At 70.9% G+C, this 18,519-nt stretch carries 14 protein-coding genes; 10 read left to right on the top strand and 4 right to left on the bottom strand.

What is annotated here, in order from left to right:
- Window positions 1–38 precede the first annotated feature (38 nt).
- Entirely contained in the window at window positions 39–4,013 is a 3,975-nt protein-coding gene (eccCa, locus tag AB0K92_RS08830; protein ID WP_365920779.1) for a type VII secretion protein EccCa, read from the bottom strand.
- 368 nt (window positions 4,014–4,381) lie between these two features.
- Here eccCa and eccD point away from each other — a divergent pair, with 368 nt between their 5' ends.
- Both eccD and AB0K92_RS08820 read left to right on the top strand, forming a co-directional pair.
- Window positions 4,382–5,914 (top strand): type VII secretion integral membrane protein EccD, encoded by a 1,533-nt coding sequence (eccD, locus tag AB0K92_RS08825; RefSeq protein WP_365921032.1) that lies wholly within the window; start codon window positions 4,382–4,384, stop codon window positions 5,912–5,914.
- A 20-nt stretch (window positions 5,915–5,934) separates the two neighbouring features.
- Window positions 5,935–7,452, top strand: a complete 1,518-nt coding sequence (locus AB0K92_RS08820) for a PQQ-binding-like beta-propeller repeat protein (protein ID WP_365920778.1) — start codon at window positions 5,935–5,937, stop codon at window positions 7,450–7,452.
- A gap of 120 nt (window positions 7,453–7,572) precedes the next feature.
- On the opposite strand, the gene AB0K92_RS08815 is transcribed toward AB0K92_RS08820, so the two are convergent.
- Entirely contained in the window at window positions 7,573–7,851 is a 279-nt protein-coding gene (locus AB0K92_RS08815) for a DUF397 domain-containing protein (protein WP_365920776.1), read from the bottom strand.
- Window positions 7,852–8,118: 267 nt separating this feature from the next.
- On the opposite strand from AB0K92_RS08815, the gene rpsO reads away from it, so the two are divergent.
- The 5 genes from rpsO (at window position 8,119) to AB0K92_RS08790 (ending at window position 13,549) form a co-directional block, all read left to right on the top strand.
- Window positions 8,119–8,406, top strand: a complete 288-nt coding sequence (gene rpsO / locus AB0K92_RS08810; protein WP_030619140.1) for a 30S ribosomal protein S15 — start codon at window positions 8,119–8,121, stop codon at window positions 8,404–8,406.
- A gap of 307 nt (window positions 8,407–8,713) precedes the next feature.
- Window positions 8,714–10,933 (top strand): polyribonucleotide nucleotidyltransferase, encoded by a 2,220-nt coding sequence (locus tag AB0K92_RS08805; protein ID WP_166002622.1) that lies wholly within the window; start codon window positions 8,714–8,716, stop codon window positions 10,931–10,933.
- The gene (locus tag AB0K92_RS08800; protein WP_365920773.1) at window positions 10,930–12,309 is read left to right on the top strand and encodes a pitrilysin family protein; all 1,380 of its coding nucleotides are present in this window, start codon (window positions 10,930–10,932) and stop codon (window positions 12,307–12,309) included. Before AB0K92_RS08805 ends, AB0K92_RS08800 begins: the two co-directional genes overlap by 4 nt.
- A gap of 26 nt (window positions 12,310–12,335) precedes the next feature.
- Window positions 12,336–13,088, top strand: a complete 753-nt coding sequence (gene dapB / locus AB0K92_RS08795; protein WP_365920771.1) for a 4-hydroxy-tetrahydrodipicolinate reductase — start codon at window positions 12,336–12,338, stop codon at window positions 13,086–13,088.
- An 8-nt stretch (window positions 13,089–13,096) separates the two neighbouring features.
- Complete coding sequence (locus AB0K92_RS08790; protein ID WP_166002625.1) at window positions 13,097–13,549, top strand: hypothetical protein; 453 nt, start codon at window positions 13,097–13,099, stop codon at window positions 13,547–13,549.
- A 99-nt stretch (window positions 13,550–13,648) separates the two neighbouring features.
- Here the strand turns inward: AB0K92_RS08790 and AB0K92_RS08785 are convergent, their stop codons facing one another.
- Window positions 13,649–14,206, bottom strand: coding sequence for a hypothetical protein (locus AB0K92_RS08785; protein ID WP_365920769.1), 558 nt, complete (start codon window positions 14,204–14,206; stop codon window positions 13,649–13,651).
- Between the two features lie 101 nt (window positions 14,207–14,307).
- A complete protein-coding gene (locus AB0K92_RS08780; RefSeq protein WP_365920766.1) occupies window positions 14,308–14,547 on the bottom strand; it encodes a hypothetical protein in 240 nt (79 codons plus the stop codon).
- 157 nt (window positions 14,548–14,704) lie between these two features.
- On the opposite strand from AB0K92_RS08780, the gene thyX reads away from it, so the two are divergent.
- The 3 genes from thyX (at window position 14,705) to AB0K92_RS08765 (ending at window position 18,371) form a co-directional block, all read left to right on the top strand.
- Window positions 14,705–15,439, top strand: coding sequence for an FAD-dependent thymidylate synthase (thyX, locus tag AB0K92_RS08775; protein ID WP_166002628.1), 735 nt, complete (start codon window positions 14,705–14,707; stop codon window positions 15,437–15,439).
- A 187-nt stretch (window positions 15,440–15,626) separates the two neighbouring features.
- Window positions 15,627–16,526, top strand: coding sequence for a 4-hydroxy-tetrahydrodipicolinate synthase (dapA, locus tag AB0K92_RS08770; RefSeq protein WP_365920763.1), 900 nt, complete (start codon window positions 15,627–15,629; stop codon window positions 16,524–16,526).
- Between the two features lie 159 nt (window positions 16,527–16,685).
- Entirely contained in the window at window positions 16,686–18,371 is a 1,686-nt protein-coding gene (locus AB0K92_RS08765; protein ID WP_365920761.1) for a ribonuclease J, read from the top strand.
- Window positions 18,372–18,519 lie beyond the last annotated feature (148 nt).

The following is an 18,519-nucleotide window of genomic DNA, read 5'->3' as shown; positions in this document are numbered from 1 at the left end:
AAGCGGAAGCGGCCCCGAAGCCCGCCACACCGTGCCCGTCACTGATGGACGTCCGGCACCAACCCCACCTGGACGAGCGGCTTCCCCCGCTTGCGTGACACGAACACACCGCGCCCCGCGGGCATCGGCCGCGGGCGAACGCCGCCCAGCAGGTCGCCCTCGTTCGGGTCGCCGGCGAGGACCACGCCCTGCGCGCCCAGTTCCTTCATGCGCTGCATGAAGGGCTCGTAGCCGGCGCGGCCCGCGCCCGCGGTGGAGCGGGCGATGATGAAGCGGACGCCGACGTCCCGGGCGAACGGGAGCAGTTCCGTCAGCCCCGACAGCGGGTTGCCGCTGGACGTGGAGACCAGGTCGTAGTCGTCGACGATGATGAACACCGTGGGCCCGTTCCACCAGCTGCGGTCGCGCAGCTGCTGCGGGGTGACGTCCGCGGTCGGCGTGCGGCGCTGCATCAGGTCGGCGAGCGCGTCCATGTGGTGCTGCATCTGGTTGGACATGGGGACGTACTCGGCCAGATGCGAGTCCGGCGTCACGCCGAGCAGGGAGCGCCGGTTGTCCACGACGAACAGCTTCGCCTCGTTGCCGTCGTAGCGCTCGGTGAGGCGCTGGATGAGCAGCTTCAGCAGGTTGGACTTGCCGGACTCGCTCTCGCCGAAGACGAGGAAGAACGGGTCCTGCTCGAAGTCCACGAACACCGGCTCCAGGTTGTCCTCGTCCAGGGCGAAGGCGATGCCCCGGTTCGGGAAACGGTTGCCGGGCGGCAGCTGGTGCGCCGGGAACTCCCGCGGCAGGAGCCGGACTTCGGGGGCACCGGGCTGCTGCCAGTGCCGGGAGACCTCCGCTGCGAGCGCCTGCGTCGCCTCCGCCAGGTCCGTGTCCGAGGACAGTCCGTCTATGCGCGGGACAGCCGCCATGAAGTGCTGCCGCTGCGGGGTCTGGCCGCGGCCCGGGACACCGGTCGGCACGTTCGCCGCGACCTTGCGGTCGAACTCGGAGTCCATCGGGTCGCCGAGCCGCAGCTCCAGGCGGTTCATCAGGTGGTCCTTGAGGTTGGAGCGGACCTCCATGGAACGCGACGCGGTGAGGATCACGTGCATGCCGTAACCGAGGCCGCGCGCCGCGATGTCCAGGACGGCCGGCTCCAGACCGTCGTAGTCCTGGCGGAAGTTGCCCCAGCCGTCGATGACCAGGAAGACATCACCCCACGGCTGGTCGGCCGTGGAGATGTCGCCGCGCGCGCGGCGGGCGCGGAACTCCGCGATGGAGGAGATGCCCGCCGTGCGGAAGTACTCCTCGCGGCGCGTCATGATGCCGTACACCTCGGCGACCGTCCGGCGGACCTTCTCCGGGTCCAGCCGGGAGGCGACCCCGCCGACGTGCGGCAGGCCCGCCACCGACGACAGGCCGCCACCGCCGAAGTCCAGCGCGTAGAACTGCACTTCGTGCGGGGTGTGGGTGAGCGCGAACGCCGCGATGACCGAGCGCACCAGGGTCGACTTGCCGGACTGCGGGCCGCCGAGGATCTGCATATGGCCGGCCGCGCCGCCGAAGTCGGTCCACAGCGGGTCACGGCGCTGCTCGTACGGCTTGTCGACGATGCCGACGGGGATGACGAGCCGGCCCGCGCCCTCGTAGCCGGGCTGGGTGAGGCCGCGGCCGGGCACGGCGGCGAGGCCGGGCAGCAGGGAATCGAGCGACGGCGGGCTGTCCAGCGGCGGCAGCCACACCTGGTGGGCGGCCGGGCCCTGCGCCTCCAGGCGCCGCACGATGACATCGAGCACGGTGTCGGCGAGCGCGTCGTCGGGCCGGTCCGGGTCCTCCTCCGGGCGCTGCTGCGGCACCGCCACGTACTGCACCGGCACCTGCGACGCCGTGAACAGCACGGGCCTGCGGTCGACCGGCAGCGGGCCGCCGACCGACGCCGCCTGCTGGGCGCTGGAGCGGTACACACCGGAGACGTACGCCGCCTTGAAGCGGACCATCTCGTCCGTGCCGTACTTCAGGAAGCCGGAACCCGGCACGTTCGGCAGCTCGTAGGCGTCCGGGACGCCGATCGCGGCGCGCGACTCGGCCGCCGAGAAGGTCCGCAGACCGATCCGGTACGACAGGTAGGTCTCCAGGCCGCGCAGCCGGCCCTCCTCCAGGCGCTGCGAGGCGAGGAGCAGGTGCACGCCGAGCGAGCGGCCGATACGGCCGATCTGCACGAACATCTCGATGAAGTCCGGCTTCGCGGTCAGCAGCTCGCTGAACTCGTCGATGACGAGCACCAGCGAGGGAATCGGCTGCAGCGCGGCACCGGCCTGGCGGGCCTTCTCGTACGCGTGGATGTTGGCGTAATTGCCCGCGTCCCGCAGCATCTCCTGACGGCGGTTCAGCTCACCGCGGATCGAGTCGCCCATACGGTCGACCAGGGTGAGGTCGTCCGCCAGGTTGGTGATCACCGCGGCGACGTGCGGCAGCTGGGCCATGCCCGCGAAGGTCGCACCGCCCTTGAAGTCCGCGAGGACGAAGTTCAGCGTCTCGGAGGAGTGGGTCACGGCGAGACCGAGGACCAGGGTGCGCAGCAGCTCCGACTTGCCGGAACCGGTCGCGCCGACGCACAGACCGTGCGGGCCCATGCCCTCCTGCGCCGCCTCCTTGAGGTCCAGCATCACGGGCCGGCCGTCCTCGCCGACACCGATCGGCACGCGCAGCCGCTCGGACTGCGAACGCGGCCGCCAGGTGCGCCGCGGGTCGACGGTGGCCGCGTCGCCCAGGTTCAGCAGATCGGTGAACTCCAGGTTGGCCAGCAGCGGTTCGTCGTCGTCGCCGCCGGACGCCACCCGCAGGGGCGCCAGCTGGCGGGCCAGGGCCTCCGCGCCCTCGTACGCCAGGACGTCGGGCGTGCCCTCGTAGACCATGCCGTGCGCCGACTCCAGGCGCAGTTCGCGCGGGTGCACGACGATCGACAGGTCGCCGCGGCCGGCGGTCAGCTCACCCGGGACGACCTCCAGGACCGTGACGCCCTGAAGGCCCTCCGGGCTGGCCAGCAGGGAGGTCGGCGGCAGCGAGACACCGTCGAGGACGACCACCACGTGCGGCTGCTCGGGCACCGGCGGCGCGCTCGGGTGGAAGCGCGGGCGGCCCTGGAGCCGGGCTCCCAGCAGGTCCTCCAGCTCGACCGGGTCGGTGGTGATCAGCCGCCGGCTGCCGGCGCCGTCCGCCTCGCCCTTCGCCTGTACGTGCGGCAGCCACTTGGCCCACTCCCACTCGGGCGCGGACTCCCGTCCGGTGGCGACGGCGATGACCAGGTCCTCGGGGGAGTGCAGCGAGGCGAGGGAGGCGGCCACCGCGCGGGCGGAGCCGCGCACGGTCGCCGGGTCGCCGCTGATCGACACGTGGTAGAAGGCGCGCAGCGAGACCGCCATCGGCAGGTCCTCGAGGGTGCTGTGCGTGGCCAGGAAACGCTGCATGGCGCCCGCCGTCAGCGGCTCCAGCTGGTCCACCGGCGCGCTCTCCGGCGCGATCAACGGCGTCGCCAGGGCCTGCGGGCCGAGACCCACGCGCACCTGCCCGAAGTCCTCGTCACCGGCGCGCCGCTCCCACACCCGGCTGCCCTCGGCGACCAGCGCCCACAGTTGCTCCGGTGAAGGGTGCAGGTAGTACTGGGCGTCGCGCTGGGCCTTGGCGGTGTTCTGCGCCCCGCGCCGGACCTGCGACAGATACCGCAGGTAGTCCCGGCGGATGTCGGCGATCTGCCCCTGGGTGCCCCGCCGGTAGCGGATCAGCATCGCGATGCCCATGGCGATCGTCGAGGCGATCATCACCATGCCCATGATCTTCATGAAGGGCTGGGCCTGGGGATTGAAGAAGAACACCACGGAACCGCCCATGCCGAGCATGGGCAGGAGCTGCATCAGGGCGCCTTCCTGCTGCCCCCGCGGAAGCTCCGGCGGCGGCTGCAGCACCACCTCGCTCGTGGGCACTTCCCTCGGCAGTGCCCGCGGCGGGCGCTTGACGACGATGTGGCTCACTTCGCACCAATTCCCTTGCCGGACCAACCGTTCCGCCCGCCGCCCCGTGTCCGGCGGACGTCGATCGTTCGAAGCGCGATCCTACTGACAACCACTGACAACGGTGGGCGGTAGGGTGCCCGTGAGACGTGTGAACAGTTGCGAATCGGGCCCCGCAGAACCGGGCAATCCGCACTGTTCGCTGCGAGTGCCTCCCGCGCGGGGACCGGCTGCTCCGGGACAACGCGGTGCGTGACCGGCGGCCCGGGCGGCGCGGCACAACGTACACAGGATCGTTACAGGCGGTCGTACACAAGATCGTTGAAGGCGGTCGCGCGCTCGGCGCCGCGGCCTCCGGCACCACCGACGAGGGGGAACAGCAGGTGAGCATGACGGCTTCCGCGCCGGCCGGCGCGACCGGCGGAGCGGGCACCGGAGCCCCTTCCGGGGCGGGCACGGGCTTCGGATCCGCGGCGGGCACGGGCTTCGGATTCTGCCGCGTCACGATCGTGGCGCCCGACAGCCGCATCGACGTGGCCCTGCCCGACGACGTGTCAGTCGCCGACCTCTACCCGGAGATTCTGCGGCTCTCCCGCCAGACCTCCGCCGAGGGCGCCCCGGTCGGCTACCACCTGGTCCGCCGGGACGGCACCGTCCTCGACGGCTCCCGCTCCTTCGCGGCCCAGCGCATCCTCGACGGCGAACTGCTGACGCTGCGTCCGTTCGCCGAGTCGCTGCCCCCCGCGGTCTTCGACGACGTCTCCGAGGCGGTGGCCTCCGCCGTCACCCAGGACCGCACCCTGTGGAACGGCACCCTCACCCGCGCGGCCGGCCTGGTCGCCGGCGGCGTCCTGCCCGCGCTCCTCGCCTTCGTGGTCTGGAGCTCGCAGCTGCGCCACGACATGCACAGCCTCCAGGGCATCCTCGCCGCCGTCACCGGCGTCCTGCTCGTCACCATGGCCTGCGTCCGCGCGCGGGTCTACGACGACCGCGGCTCGGCCGTCGCCCTCGGCCTCGGCGCCCTGCCGAACATCGCCGTCGCCGGATCCGGACTGCTCCCGCTGTCGGAGGGCCAGGGCATCGGACGGCTGCAGTTCCTGCTCGCCTGCGCGGCCGTCCTCGTCGCCGCCGTGGTCCTCACCCTCGTCTCGCCCAGCGGTGACGGCCCGTTCGTGGCCTTCGTGTTCGCCTCCACGATCGGGCTGCTGACCACGTTCGTCGCCATCCTGACGGATCTGAAGCCCATCGAGACGGCCGCCGTCTGCGCCCCGCTCGCGGTCTGCGCCCTCGCCTTCCTGCCCGGCCTGTCCATGCGCTTCGCACGGCTGCCCATCGGCTTCGAACCGCCCGACGCCGGCCGCGGCTACACCGACGACGAGACCGCCCCGCAGGAGCCCGTCGACCCGCAGCGCATCGCCGCCCAGGTCCGCCGCGGCCACGAACTGCTCGTCGGCCTCGTCGGCGGCTGCGCCCTCGTCACGGTCGGCGCGTCCATCGTCCTCGGCTTCTCCAGCAACCTCTGGGCGCAGCTCCTCGCCCTGGCCACGGGCGTCGCCATGCTGATGCGCGCCCACCTGTTCCGGTACACCGCGCAGGTCGGCGCCACGCTCGCCGCCGGTCTCGCCGCGCTCGTCTTCCTCGGCCTCGGCCTCGCCCTGAACCCGCCGAACTCCTACCTGCGCGACGCGCTCCAGGGCGACACCACCGGCCTCGACATCCGCTCGGTCTGGCTCGCCGCCGCCATCGCCGCGACCGCCGCCCTGCTGACCGCGATCGGCCTGATCGCCCCGCGCAGCGGCGTCACCCCCTTCTGGGGCCGCTTCATGGAGATCTTCGAGACCTTCGTGCTGCTGACCCTCATCCCGCTGGCGCTCGCCGTGTTCGACGTGTACGCGTCGGCGCGGTCGATGGCCGGCAACTGAGGCCGGGGAAGGCGTCCGACGTGAGCTTCGGCCCGCCCCCCTCCCTGTACACCCAGTCGTCCGTGGCGGCGGACCAGCGGCGCCGGAAGCGCCGCCGGGTGCTGCTCGGCGCCGTGGCCGCCGTCGTGGCGCCGGCCCTGGCCGTCGGCGCCTGGCTGTGGTGGCCCGGCACGGCATCCGACGACGCCAAGCCGACGGCCGCCCTGGCCCAGCACCGGCTCGACGTCCGGGAGACCGTCGAGCGTCGCCCGGCGAGCACCCAGGGCGTCATGGCCGTACGACTCTCCACCGACGACCTGCCTCCCGGCGAGACCCATGAGATGCCGGGCCTGTGGGCCACGGACAAGATCCTCGCCAAGGGCATCAACCGGACCCTCGTCGGCGTCGAGATCGGCACGGACGCCGGGCTGGGCGAGGAGGCCTGGAAACTCCGGCTGGGCGGACCCATCTGCGGCAAGACCCGCCACGTCACCGTGGAGAACCGCACCGCCGTGCTCTTCCGGGACAGCGCGGACAAGGAGTCCCTCTGCAACCACGTCGCCTTCGTCGACCTCGACGACGGCAAGCTGGTGTGGCAGGCCGAGTTCCCGGTCGCCCCCAGCGGCACCGGCACCCCTGACGACGCGAGCGGCCAGGAGATGCCGGGCATCACCCTGACACACGCCACGGTGGCGGTGACCTGGGGCGACGGTACGGACGCCTACGACATGGACAGCGGCAAGCTGCGCTGGCGGGTGAAGCCGGAGAAGGACTGCGAAGCCGACGGCGCGGGCGGCGGACGAGCCCTGATCGTGCGGCTGGACTGCTACTACCCCGACGCCCCGCAAGGCCGCCAGGACACGTTCAAGGTGCGCGGTCTCGACCCGACAACCGGCACGACCCGGTGGACGTACGAGCTCGCCACCGGTGTCGGGGACGTCCGGATCGTCTCCACCGACCCCATCGTCCTGGCCACGTCGGCCGGTGCGATCGAGTTCACCGAGATCATCTCGCTCGACGAGCACGGCAAGTACCGCACGACCATCTCCCTGCAAGGCGGTGCGTACGTCGCCGAGTGCACGGCCGAGAACACGTACCTCGCCGCCGACGAGTGTCCGTCCCTCGCGGTGGGCGCCGGACAGGTCTTCCTCACCAGCAAGGAGAAGGAAGACATGATCCACAACGCCAACTGGATCATCGGTTTCGACCTGAAGACGGGCAACTCGGTCAAGAAGTTCGAGTCCGGCCCCAACGCTCTTCTCCGCCCCCTGCGGGTGAGCGGCGACCAGCTCCTCGCGCTGCGCGAGAGCAGCGACCGCATCTCACCCATGGCCCTGGTCAGCCTGAACCCGAAGACCGGTGCCGAGACCCCGTACTTCTATTTCGACCTGCCGCCGGAGGGGCAGCTCCTCCCCTCCATGGCCTATGCCGACGCGATCGTCCAGAACGGCCGCCTCTTCTTCGGCGCCAAGCTGGCCCAAGGCCCGCCCGAGGCCGACGGCAAGGCCTGGATCTGGCTGGCCCTCGGCATCGAGAGCATCGCGGCGCAAAAGCCGTAGAACTACGCAAAGCCTCAGAGCGATGAAGAGCATCGAACGGCGAACGAGCCGTCAACCAGGCGTACGCGCGCGTGGGGGGCAACCCGTCCCCCACGCGCGTACCGCCACCGTCACTTCAGCTCACTTCTCCCCGCCCCCCGGCTCCAGATCGAACTCCCCGTCCCGCGCCCCCAGCACGAACGCCCGCCACTCCGCCTCCGTGTACCGCAGCACGGTGCCGTGGTCGAGCGACGACCGCATGGCCACCGCACCGCCGGGCAGATAGGCGATCTCCACCCGCTCCTCGTGCTCCTCGGTGCCCGGCGCGCAGTGCCACTCGACCCCGGAGATGTCGAGGGCGTACAGCTCGTCCCGCTCCCGCTCCTTGCGCGCCTTGATCTCCGCTTCCGTCTCCGCCATGCCGCACCGGCCCCTTCCCCGCGTGCTTGACCATGTACAACGGCTCACCCTAGTGGCCGCACCCGGACCGCAGGGCCGGTTCCGGTACCGCGCGACGAGCGCCGTCCGCCGGCTGGTACCCTGAGTGACGGCCGTTTGTGTACGCGCCCCCGGAGCACCCCTCTGGAGGCCGCGCCCAGCGGATCCCCGCCTCCCGAGTAACGGAAGCTCCCCCGCGAAGAAGACCGGGGGCACTCGGTGGCCACTTCACAGACCTGAGGAGTACGCGTGTCGCTCGACGCCGCCACGAAGAAGCAGATCATTGCCGAGTTCGGTACCAAGGAGGGTGACACCGGCTCCCCCGAGGTCCAGGTCGCTCTGCTGTCCCGTCGGATCTCCGACCTGACCGAGCACCTGAAGACCCACAAGCACGACCACCACTCCCGCCGCGGCCTGCTGATCCTCGTCGGTCAGCGCCGCCGCCTGCTGCAGTACCTCGCCAAGAAGGACATCCAGCGCTTCCGTACGCTGGTCGACCGCCTCGGCATCCGCCGTGGCGCGGCGGGTGCCAAGTAAGACGCCGTGAAGGGAGCGGTTCCCACGCGAGGGGGCCGCTCCCTTTGCTGTACGTGCGGACTGTCACCGACGCTTTGTAGTGTGGTAGCACAACGCATGTAATGCACGTCGTTGGGCACACAACGACGTGCGACACAAGAACGAGGAGACGCGCACCTAGCCGCCGCCGGTCCTCGGTAGTGGCCCCCGGGGGAAACGAGCCCCGGGTGCTTCGATCGAAGACCGGCCCGCACGAAAGGCGCGCATCTCCGCAACCGTCCCCCTGCCACACGGGCAGCCAAGGGACGAAGACGAGGAGAAAACGCTAGTGGAGAACGAGACCCACTACGCCGAGGCCGTCATCGACAACGGCTCCTTCGGCACCCGCACCATCCGCTTCGAGACGGGCCGCCTGGCCAAGCAGGCCGCAGGTTCCGCCGTGGCCTACCTGGACGACGACACCATGGTGCTGTCGGCCACCACCGCCTCCAAGCAGCCCAAGGACCAGCTCGACTTCTTCCCGCTGACGGTGGACGTCGAGGAGCGGATGTACGCCGCCGGCAAGATCCCCGGCAGCTTCTTCCGCCGTGAGGGCCGGCCGAGCGAGGACGCGATCCTCACCTGCCGCCTCATCGACCGCCCGCTGCGCCCGTCCTTCAAGAAGGGCCTGCGCAACGAGATCCAGGTCGTCGCCACGATCATGGCGCTCAACCCCGACCACCTGTACGACGTCGTGGCGATCAACGCCGCCTCCGCGTCCACGCAGCTGGCCGGTCTGCCCTTCTCCGGCCCGATCGGCGGCGTCCGCGTCGCGCTGATCCGCGGCCAGTGGGTGGCCTTCCCGACGCACACCGAGCTCGAGGACGCCGTCTTCGACATGGTCGTCGCGGGCCGCGTCCTGGAGGACGGCGACGTCGCGATCATGATGGTCGAGGCCGAGGCCACCGAGAAGACCATCAAGCTGGTCGAGGGCGGCGCCGAGGCGCCGACCGAGGAGGTCGTCGCCGCCGGTCTGGAGGCCGCGAAGCCCTTCATCAAGGTGCTCTGCAAGGCGCAGTCGGACCTCGCGTCCAAGGCCGCCAAGCCGGTCGCCGAGTTCCCGATCTTCCTGGACTACCAGGACGACGTCTTCGAGGCGCTGAGCGCCGCCGTCAAGCCCGAGCTGGCCCAGGCGCTGACCATCGCCGGCAAGCAGGAGCGCGAGTCCGAGCTGGACCGCGTCAAGGCGCTCGCCGCCGAGAAGCTCCTGCCGGAGTTCGAGGGCCGCGAGAAGGAGATCTCCGCCGCGTACCGCTCGCTCACCAAGCAGCTGGTCCGCGAGCGCGTGATCAAGGAGAAGAAGCGGATCGACGGCCGTGGCCTGACGGACATCCGCACCCTGGCCGCCGAGGTCGAGGCCATCCCGCGGGTCCACGGCTCCGCCGTGTTCGAGCGTGGCGAGACCCAGATCCTGGGCGTCACCACCCTGAACATGCTCCGCATGGAGCAGCAGCTGGACACCCTCTCCCCGGTGACCCGCAAGCGCTACATGCACAACTACAACTTCCCGCCGTACTCCACCGGCGAGACCGGCCGCGTCGGCTCCCCGAAGCGCCGCGAGATCGGCCACGGCGCCCTCGCCGAGCGCGCCCTGATCCCGGTCCTGCCGACGCGCGAGGAGTTCCCCTACGCGATCCGCCAGGTCTCCGAGGCGCTCAGCTCCAACGGCTCGACGTCCATGGGCTCGGTCTGCGCCTCCACCATGTCGCTGCTGAACGCCGGTGTGCCGCTGAAGGCCCCGGTCGCCGGTATCGCCATGGGCCTGATCTCCCAGGAGATCGACGGCGAGACGCACTACGTCACCCTCACCGACATCCTCGGTGCGGAGGACGCCTTCGGTGACATGGACTTCAAGGTCGCCGGCACCAAGGACTTCGTGACCGCCCTCCAGCTCGACACCAAGCTGGACGGCATCCCGGCCTCCGTCCTGGCCGCCGCCCTCAAGCAGGCCCGCGACGCCCGTCTCCACATCCTCGACGTGATGATGGAGGCCATCGACCGGCCCGACGAGATGTCCCCGAACGCGCCGCGGATCATCACCGTGAAGATCCCGGTCGACAAGATCGGTGAGGTCATCGGCCCCAAGGGCAAGATGATCAACCAGATCCAGGAGGACACGGGCGCCGAGATCACCATCGAGGACGACGGCACGATCTACATCGGTGCCGCCGACGGCCCGTCCGCCGAGGCCGCCCGCGCCACGATCAACGGCATCGCCAACCCGACGATGCCCGAGGTCGGCGAGCGCTACCTGGGCACGGTCGTGAAGACGACCACCTTCGGCGCGTTCGTCTCCCTGCTGCCCGGCAAGGACGGCCTGCTGCACATCTCGCAGATCCGCAAGCTGGCCGGCGGCAAGCGCGTGGAGAACGTCGAGGACGTCCTCGGCGTGGGCCAGAAGGTCCAGGTCGAGATCGCCGAGATCGACTCCCGCGGCAAGCTCTCCCTCGTCCCCGTGATCGAGGGCGAGGAAGGCTCCGAGGCCGAGAAGGACGACGCCGACCAGTGACGTCCCGTAGCTCCAAGGCGACGGCCCGCACCTCTTCGGAGGCGCGGGCCGTCGCCCGTACCCAAACCCTGATCAAGGGCATGAACGGCATCGGCACCGTCCGCAAGACCACCCTTCCCGGTGGTCTGCGCGTCGTCACCGAGACCCTGCCCTCGGTCCGCTCCGCCACCTTCGGCATCTGGGCGCACGTCGGCTCCCGCGACGAGACCCCGTCCCTGAACGGCGCCACGCACTACCTGGAGCACCTGCTCTTCAAGGGCACGAACCGCAGGTCCGCCCTGGACATCTCGTCCGCCATAGACGCCGTCGGCGGCGAGATGAACGCGTTCACGGCCAAGGAGTACACGTGCTACTACGCGCGCGTGCTCGACACCGACCTGCCGCTCGCCATCGACGTCGTCTGCGACATGCTGACGGACTCCCTGATCCTCGAGGAGGACGTCAACGTCGAGCGCGGCGCCATCCTCGAAGAGATCGCGATGACCGAGGACGACCCGGGCGACTGTGTGCACGACCTGTTCGCGCACACCATGTTCGGCGACAACCCCCTCGGCCGCCCGGTCCTCGGCACCGTCGACACGGTCAACGCCCTCACCGCCGACCGCATCCGCCGCTTCTACAAGAAGCACTACGACCCCACCCACCTGGTGGTCGCCTGCGCCGGCAACATCGACCACAACAAGGTCGTACGACAGGTCCGCGCCGCCTTCGAGAAGGCCGGCGCCCTCGACAGCCCCGACGCCCAGCCGGTCGGCCCGCGCACCGGCCGGCGCGCGGTGCGCACGGCCGGCCGCGTCGAACTGCTCGGCCGCAAGACCGAGCAGGCCCACGTGGTGCTCGGCATGCCCGGCCTGGCCCGCACGGACGAGCGCCGCTGGGCCCTCGGCGTGCTGAACACCGCCCTCGGCGGGGGCATGTCCTCCCGGCTCTTCCAGGAGGTCCGCGAGAAGCGCGGCCTGGCCTACAGCGTGTACTCGTACACCTCGGGCTTCGCCGACTGCGGCCTGTTCGGCGTGTACGCGGGCTGCCGCCCCTCCCAGGTGCACGACGTGCTGAAGATCTGCCGCGACGAGCTGGACCACGTCGCCCAGCACGGCCTGTCCGACGAGGAGATCGACCGCGCCATCGGCCAGCTGCGCGGCTCCACCGTCCTCGGCCTGGAGGACACCGGCGCGCTGATGAACCGTATCGGCAAGAGCGAGCTGTGCTGGGGCGAGCAGATGTCGGTCGACGACATGCTGGCCCGGATAGCCTCGGTCACCCCGGACGACGTTCGCGAGGTCGCCCGCGACATCCTGGGCCGGCAACCCTCGCTGTCGGTCATCGGCCCGCTGAAGGACAAGCAGGCCGCGCGGCTGCACGACGCCGTGGCCTAGTCACCTCCCGTTAGGAAAGCAACAAGATGAGCAAGCTGCGCGTGGCGGTCCTCGGTGCCAAGGGCCGGATCGGATCCGAGGCGGTCCGGGCGGTCGAGGCCGCCGAGGACATGGAGCTGGTGGCCGCCCTCGGCCGCGGCGACACGCTGGAGACGCTGACCGCGGCCGGCGCCCAGGTCGCCGTCGAGCTGACCACGCCCGGCTCGGTGATGGCCAACCTGGAGTTCTGCGTCCGCAACGGCATCCACGCCGTCGTCGGGACGACCGGCTGGACCGAGGACCGTCTCGCGCAGCTCAAGGGCTGGCTCGCCGACTCCCCGGAGACGGGTGTGCTGATCGCCCCGAACTTCTCCATCGGCGCCGTCCTCACCATGAAGTTCGCGCAGATCGCCGCGCCGTACTTCGAGTCCGTCGAGGTCGTCGAGCTGCACCACCCGAACAAGGTGGACGCCCCCAGCGGCACCGCCACCCGCACCGCCCAGCTCATCGCCGAGGCCCGCCGCGCCGCCGGCACCGCCCCGGCCCCGGACGCCACGGCGACCGCCCTGGACGGCGCGCGCGGCGCGGACGTCGACGGCGTCCCCGTCCACGCGGTCCGCCTGCGCGGCCTCCTGGCCCACCAGGAGGTCCTGCTGGGCGGCGAGGGCGAGACCCTCACCATCCGGCACGACTCGCTGCACCACAGCAGCTTCATGCCGGGCATCCTGCTGGGCGCCCGCCGCGTGGTGACCGCCCCGGGCCTCACCTTCGGCCTGGAACACTTCCTGGACCTGGGCTGACCGGCAACATGCGAGCCAAGCTGTCCTACGCCGTCACGGCCGCCGTCCTGGTGTTCTACTTCCTCCTGGTCGGCAGCCGCGGCGTCCTGCTCATCCAGTCCGGCACGCTGCTCACCGTGACCTTCGGCGTCGCGGTGCTGATCCTGCCGGTCATCGGGCTGTGGTTCCTGTGGAAGAACACCCAGTTCGTCCGCAAGGCCAACGCCCTCGCCGCGGAGCTCGACGCCGAGGGCGGCCTGCCCGTCGACGAGCTGAAGCGGCTGCCCAGCGGCCGCATCGACCGGGACTCGGCCGACGAGGTGTTCGCCCGGCGCCGGGCCGAGACCGAGGCGGCCCCGGACGACTGGCGCACCTGGTTCCGCCTCGCCATCGCCTACCACGACGCCCGTGACACCCCGCGGGCCCGCAAGGCGATGCAGCGTGCCATCGCCCTGCACGACGGCAAGACCGTGGAGGTCTGAGGCCCGCGGGGCCAAGACCGTGGAGGTCTGAGGCCCGCGGCCCGGGAACGCGAGAGGGCCGGTCCGCGAAGGACCGGCCCTCTCGCGTGCGTCTGCGGCTCAGCCGCGCCCGTACTCCGCCGCCCATGCCTCCACCGAGTCCGCCGCCCGGTCGAAGGCCGTGGCGCGCCCCAGGAAGTCGGCGTTGTGCGTGGTCAGCAGCGGTGCCCCCGGCTCGCCGGCCGCCCGGTCCGCGCGTACGAGGCTCAGCGCCTGTCCCTGCACCGCGCGGGGCAACCCCAGCCAGCGCACCGGCTGCTGCACCGTCCGTACAGCCGACACGCGCTCCCAGGCCACCGTGCGGGTGCGCAGGAAGCCCACTTGCCGCAGCCCGCGCGCGCTCACCCACACGCCCATGCGCAGCAGCCGCAGCGACACGACGATGATCGCCAGGGCGATGCCCAAGATCACTCCGGCGCCGGACGGCGTGCCGGTGAGCGCGATGACGACGGCGGCGAACAGCACGTACGAGGCGAGGAGCAGCCAGATCGCGGCCACGCCCACCCGCCAGGGACCGGGCCGGTAGGGACGCCGCCAGCGGTCGCGGTCCTCGAACGGCAGCGCGACGTCGTCCACCGCGTCGAAGGCACGGTCAGCCGTCAGAAAGGGCAGGGGCACGGCGGGTCCTCACTCGATCCAGGCGTGGGCTGTGCCCGGTGAGGCTATCGACCTGTGTGCCGCCTCACCACCCCAGGGGGCCCGTCCGGGTCGGTCCGGGCTCAGCGCCCGTCGGACGCCTGGGACTGCTGGGCCGGCGTCGTCGACCGGTCCGTCTCCAGCGCCGGTGTCCCGATCACCAGGGACCCCACCAGCGCGGCGACGATCGTCAGCCCCAGCAGCCAGCGCCCGGCGATCTCACCGGCGGACGCCCGCTCACGGGGCGGGGGAGTGACATTGCTGCGGAACCTGTCGGCCTCGGCGACAAAGGCGAAGGGTACGGGCTCGCGCCGACCGGACATCGCGGGTGTGTCTCCCTTCCGGGACAGAACGGATCGTGTCATCCGTAGAGACGAAGGAACCGCCTCGGAGGTGCCCGTCCGGCGCGGAAAGATGCGCGGCATCCCGCTGGGTAGAGTGGCGTGGCACAAGACGAGACGGGAAAGGCCCCTCCACACCGTGATCCCCGAAGACGACTTCACAATCGAGTTCCGCAGCGATGTCACTGTGGAGCTGGTGAAACACAGCGCGGCCGATGCGGACGTCCTGTTCGCGGCCCGGGTGTCCACGCTCGGGGAGCAGTCGCTGGACGAGCTGAACAAGGACCCGGAGCGCTCGAAGGGCCTCATCAACTACCTGATGCGCGACCGGCACGGCAGCCCGTTCGAGCACAACTCGATGACCTTCTTCATCAGCGCCCCGATCTTCGTCTTCCGCGAGTTCATGCGGCACCGCGTGGGCTGGTCGTACAACGAGGAGTCGGGCCGCTACCGCGAGCTCCAGCCGGTCTTCTACGTGCCCGACGCCTCCCGCAAGCTGGTCCAGGAGGGCCGGCCCGGCAAGTACCGGTTCGTCGAGGGCACCCCCGAGCAGCACAAGCTGGCCGTCGACGCGATGGAGGACTCGTACCGCCAGGCGTACCGGACCTACCGCGAGATGCTCGCCGCCGGCGTCGCCCGCGAGGTCGCCCGCTCCGTCCTGCCCGTCGGCCTGTTCTCCTCCATGTACGCCACCTGCAACGCCCGCTCGCTGATGCACTTCCTCGGACTGCGCACCCAGCACGAGCTGGCGAAGGTGCCGTCCTTCCCGCAGCGGGAGATCGAGATGGTCGGCGAGAAGATGGAGGCGGAGTGGGCCCGGCTCATGCCGCTCACCTATGCCGCCTTCAACGCGAACGGCCGTGTCGCGCCGTGACACCCGCCGCCCGTCAGTCGCATGAAGTGTCCGTATTGCGGCATTTGGCGAAGTTCATCTAGCCTGATCAAACGGACCCGGCACTGCTTGAACCCCCGAGCAGGCAGTGCCGGGCTCCGCATATGTCAGGACTTACCCCGCCCCCCGCGGGCAGACCGCGCCGTGCGCAACGAGTAGCGTGTAACCCATGGCACCGACCTCCACTCCGCAGACCCCCTTCGGGCGGGTCCTCACCGCCATGGTCACGCCCTTCGCGGCGGACGGCGCACTCGACCTCGACGGCGCACAGCGACTCGCCTCCCACCTGGTGGACGCAGGCAACGACGGCCTGATCGTCAACGGCACCACCGGCGAGTCCCCGACCACCAGCGACGCGGAGAAAACCGATCTCGTACGAGCGGTCCTGGAGGCGGTCGGCGACCGCGCCCACGTGGTGGCAGGCGTCGGCACCAACGACACCCACCACAGCATCGAACTGGCCCGCGCCGCCGAGCAGGCCGGCGCACACGGCCTGCTCGTCGTCACGCCGTACTACAACAAGCCCCCGCAGGAGGGCCTGTACCGGCACTTCAGGGCCATCGCCGACGCCACCGGGCTGCCGGTCATGCTCTACGACATCCCCGGCCGCAGCGGCGTCCCGATCAGCACCGAGACGATCGTCCGCCTCGCCGAGCACCCGCGGATCGTCGCCAACAAGGACGCCAAGGGCGACCTCGGCCGCGCCAGCTGGGCCATCGCCCGGTCCGGTCTCGCCTGGTACTCCGGCGACGACATGCTGAACCTCCCGCTGCTCTCCGTCGGCGCGGTCGGCTTCGTCTCCGTCGTCGGCCACCTGGTCACCCCGGACCTGCGCGCCCTGGTCGACGCGTTCGTCTCCGGCGACGTCCAGAAGGCCACCGAGATCCACCAGAAGCTGCTCCCGGTCTACACCGGCATGTTCCGCACCCAGGGCGTCATGACCACCAAGGCCGCGCTCGCCCTCCAGGGCCTGCCCGCCGGACCGCTGCGCCCGCCCATGGTCGAGCTCACGCCGCAGGAGATCGAGCAGCTCAAGATCGATCTTGCCGCCGGCGGGGTACAGCTCTGACATCAGACTTCGCGAAGCCGCCGCTTCGCAGCAACGAGCTCCACAACTGAATAGCGCAGGCCACCGGTGCCTGCATCCACAACGACAACTGCTTCTGCACGAACGTCACGCGCGCCACGTGCCCCACCGGTACGTGGCGCGTGTGGTGAGGAGAGTCTTTTGAGTCATCCGCATCCTGAACTCGGCCCGCCCCCGCCGCTGCCCGAAGGCGGCCTGCGCGTCACCCCGCTCGGCGGTCTCGGCGAGATCGGCCGCAACATGACGGTCTTCGAGTACGGCGGCCGCCTGCTGATCGTCGACTGCGGAGTGCTCTTCCCCGAGGAGGAGCAGCCCGGAATCGACCTGATCCTGCCGGACTTCTCGTCCATCCGGGACCGCCTCGACGACATCGACGGCATCGTCCTCACCCATGGCCACGAGGACCACATCGGCGGCGTCCCGTTCCTCCTGCGCGAGAAGCCGGACATCCCGCTGATCGGCTCCAAGCTGACCCTCGCCCTGATCGAGGCCAAGCTCCAGGAGCACCGCATCCGCCCCTACACCCTGGAGGTGGCGGAGGGCGACCGCGAGCGCCTCGGCCCCTTCGACTGCGAGTTCATCGCGGTCAACCACTCCATCCCGGACGCCCTGGCGGTCGCCATCCGCACCCCCGCGGGCATGGTCGTCCACACCGGCGACTTCAAGATGGACCAGCTCCCGCTGGACAACCGCCTCACCGACCTCCACGCGTTCGCCCGGCTGAGCGAGGAAGGCATCGATCTCCTCCTCTCCGACTCGACGAACGCCGAGGTCCCGGGCTTCGTCCCGCCCGAGCGGGACATCTCGGGTGTCCTGCGCCAGGTCTTCGCCAACGCGCGCAAGCGGATCATCGTGGCGAGCTTCGCCAGCCACGTCCACCGCATCCAGCAGATCCTGGACGCGGCGCACGAGTACGGCCGCCGGGTCGCCTTCGTCGGCCGCTCCATGGTCCGCAACATGGGCATCGCCCGGGACCTCGGCTACCTGCGCGTCCCGCCGGGCCTGGTCGTGGACGTCCGCACGCTCGACGACCTCCCGGACCACGAGGTGGTCCTGGTCTGCACGGGCTCCCAGGGCGAACCGATGGCGGCCCTGTCCCGCATGGCCAACCGGGACCACCAGATCCGCATCGTCGACGGCGACACCGTGATCCTGGCGTCCTCGCTGATCCCGGGCAACGAGAACGCGGTCTACCGCGTGATCAACGGCCTGACCCGCTGGGGCGCCAACGTCGTCCACAAGGGCAACGCCAAGGTGCACGTTTCCGGCCACGCCTCCGCGGGCGAGTTGCTGTACTTCTACAACATCTGCCGCCCGAAGAACCTGATGCCGGTCCACGGCGAATGGCGCCACCTCCGCGCCAACGCCGAGCTGGGCGCCCTGACCGGCGTCCCGCACGACCGGATCGTCATCGCCGAGGACGGCGTCGCCGTCGACCTCGTCGAGGGCAAGGCCAAGATCTCCGGCAAGGTCCAGGCGGGATACGTCTACGTCGACGGACTCTCGGTCGGCGACGTCGGCGAGCCGGCGCTGAAGGACCGGAAGATCCTCGGCGAGGAAGGCATCATCTCGGTCTTCGTCGTCATCGACTCCTCCACCGGCAAGATCACCGGCGGCCCGCACGTCCAGGCCCGCGGCTCCGGCATCGAGGACTCCGCCTTCGACGCCGTCCTCCCGAAGATCACCGAGGTCCTGGAACGCTCGGCTCAGGACGGCGTGGTCGAGCCCCACCAGCTCCAGCAGCTCATCCGCCGGACGCTGGGCAAGTGGGTCTCCGACACCTACCGGCGCAGGCCCATGATCCTGCCCGTCGTGGTGGAGGTCTGACCCTGCGGACGACCCCCTCGTCTGCGTGAACTCGGAGCGGGGGGGGGGGGGGGGTGGGGGGGGGGGGGGGGGGGGGCCGCCGCTAGGGGCGGCGGCCACCGGGGGGGGCGGGGGGCGGAGGGGGGGCGGCCCCGCGGGGCCGAGCAGG

The organism is Streptomyces sp. NPDC052687 (assembly GCF_040678395.1).
Taxonomy (GTDB): domain Bacteria; phylum Actinomycetota; class Actinomycetes; order Streptomycetales; family Streptomycetaceae; genus Streptomyces.
This window is presented reverse-complemented; position numbering and strand designations above follow the sequence as displayed.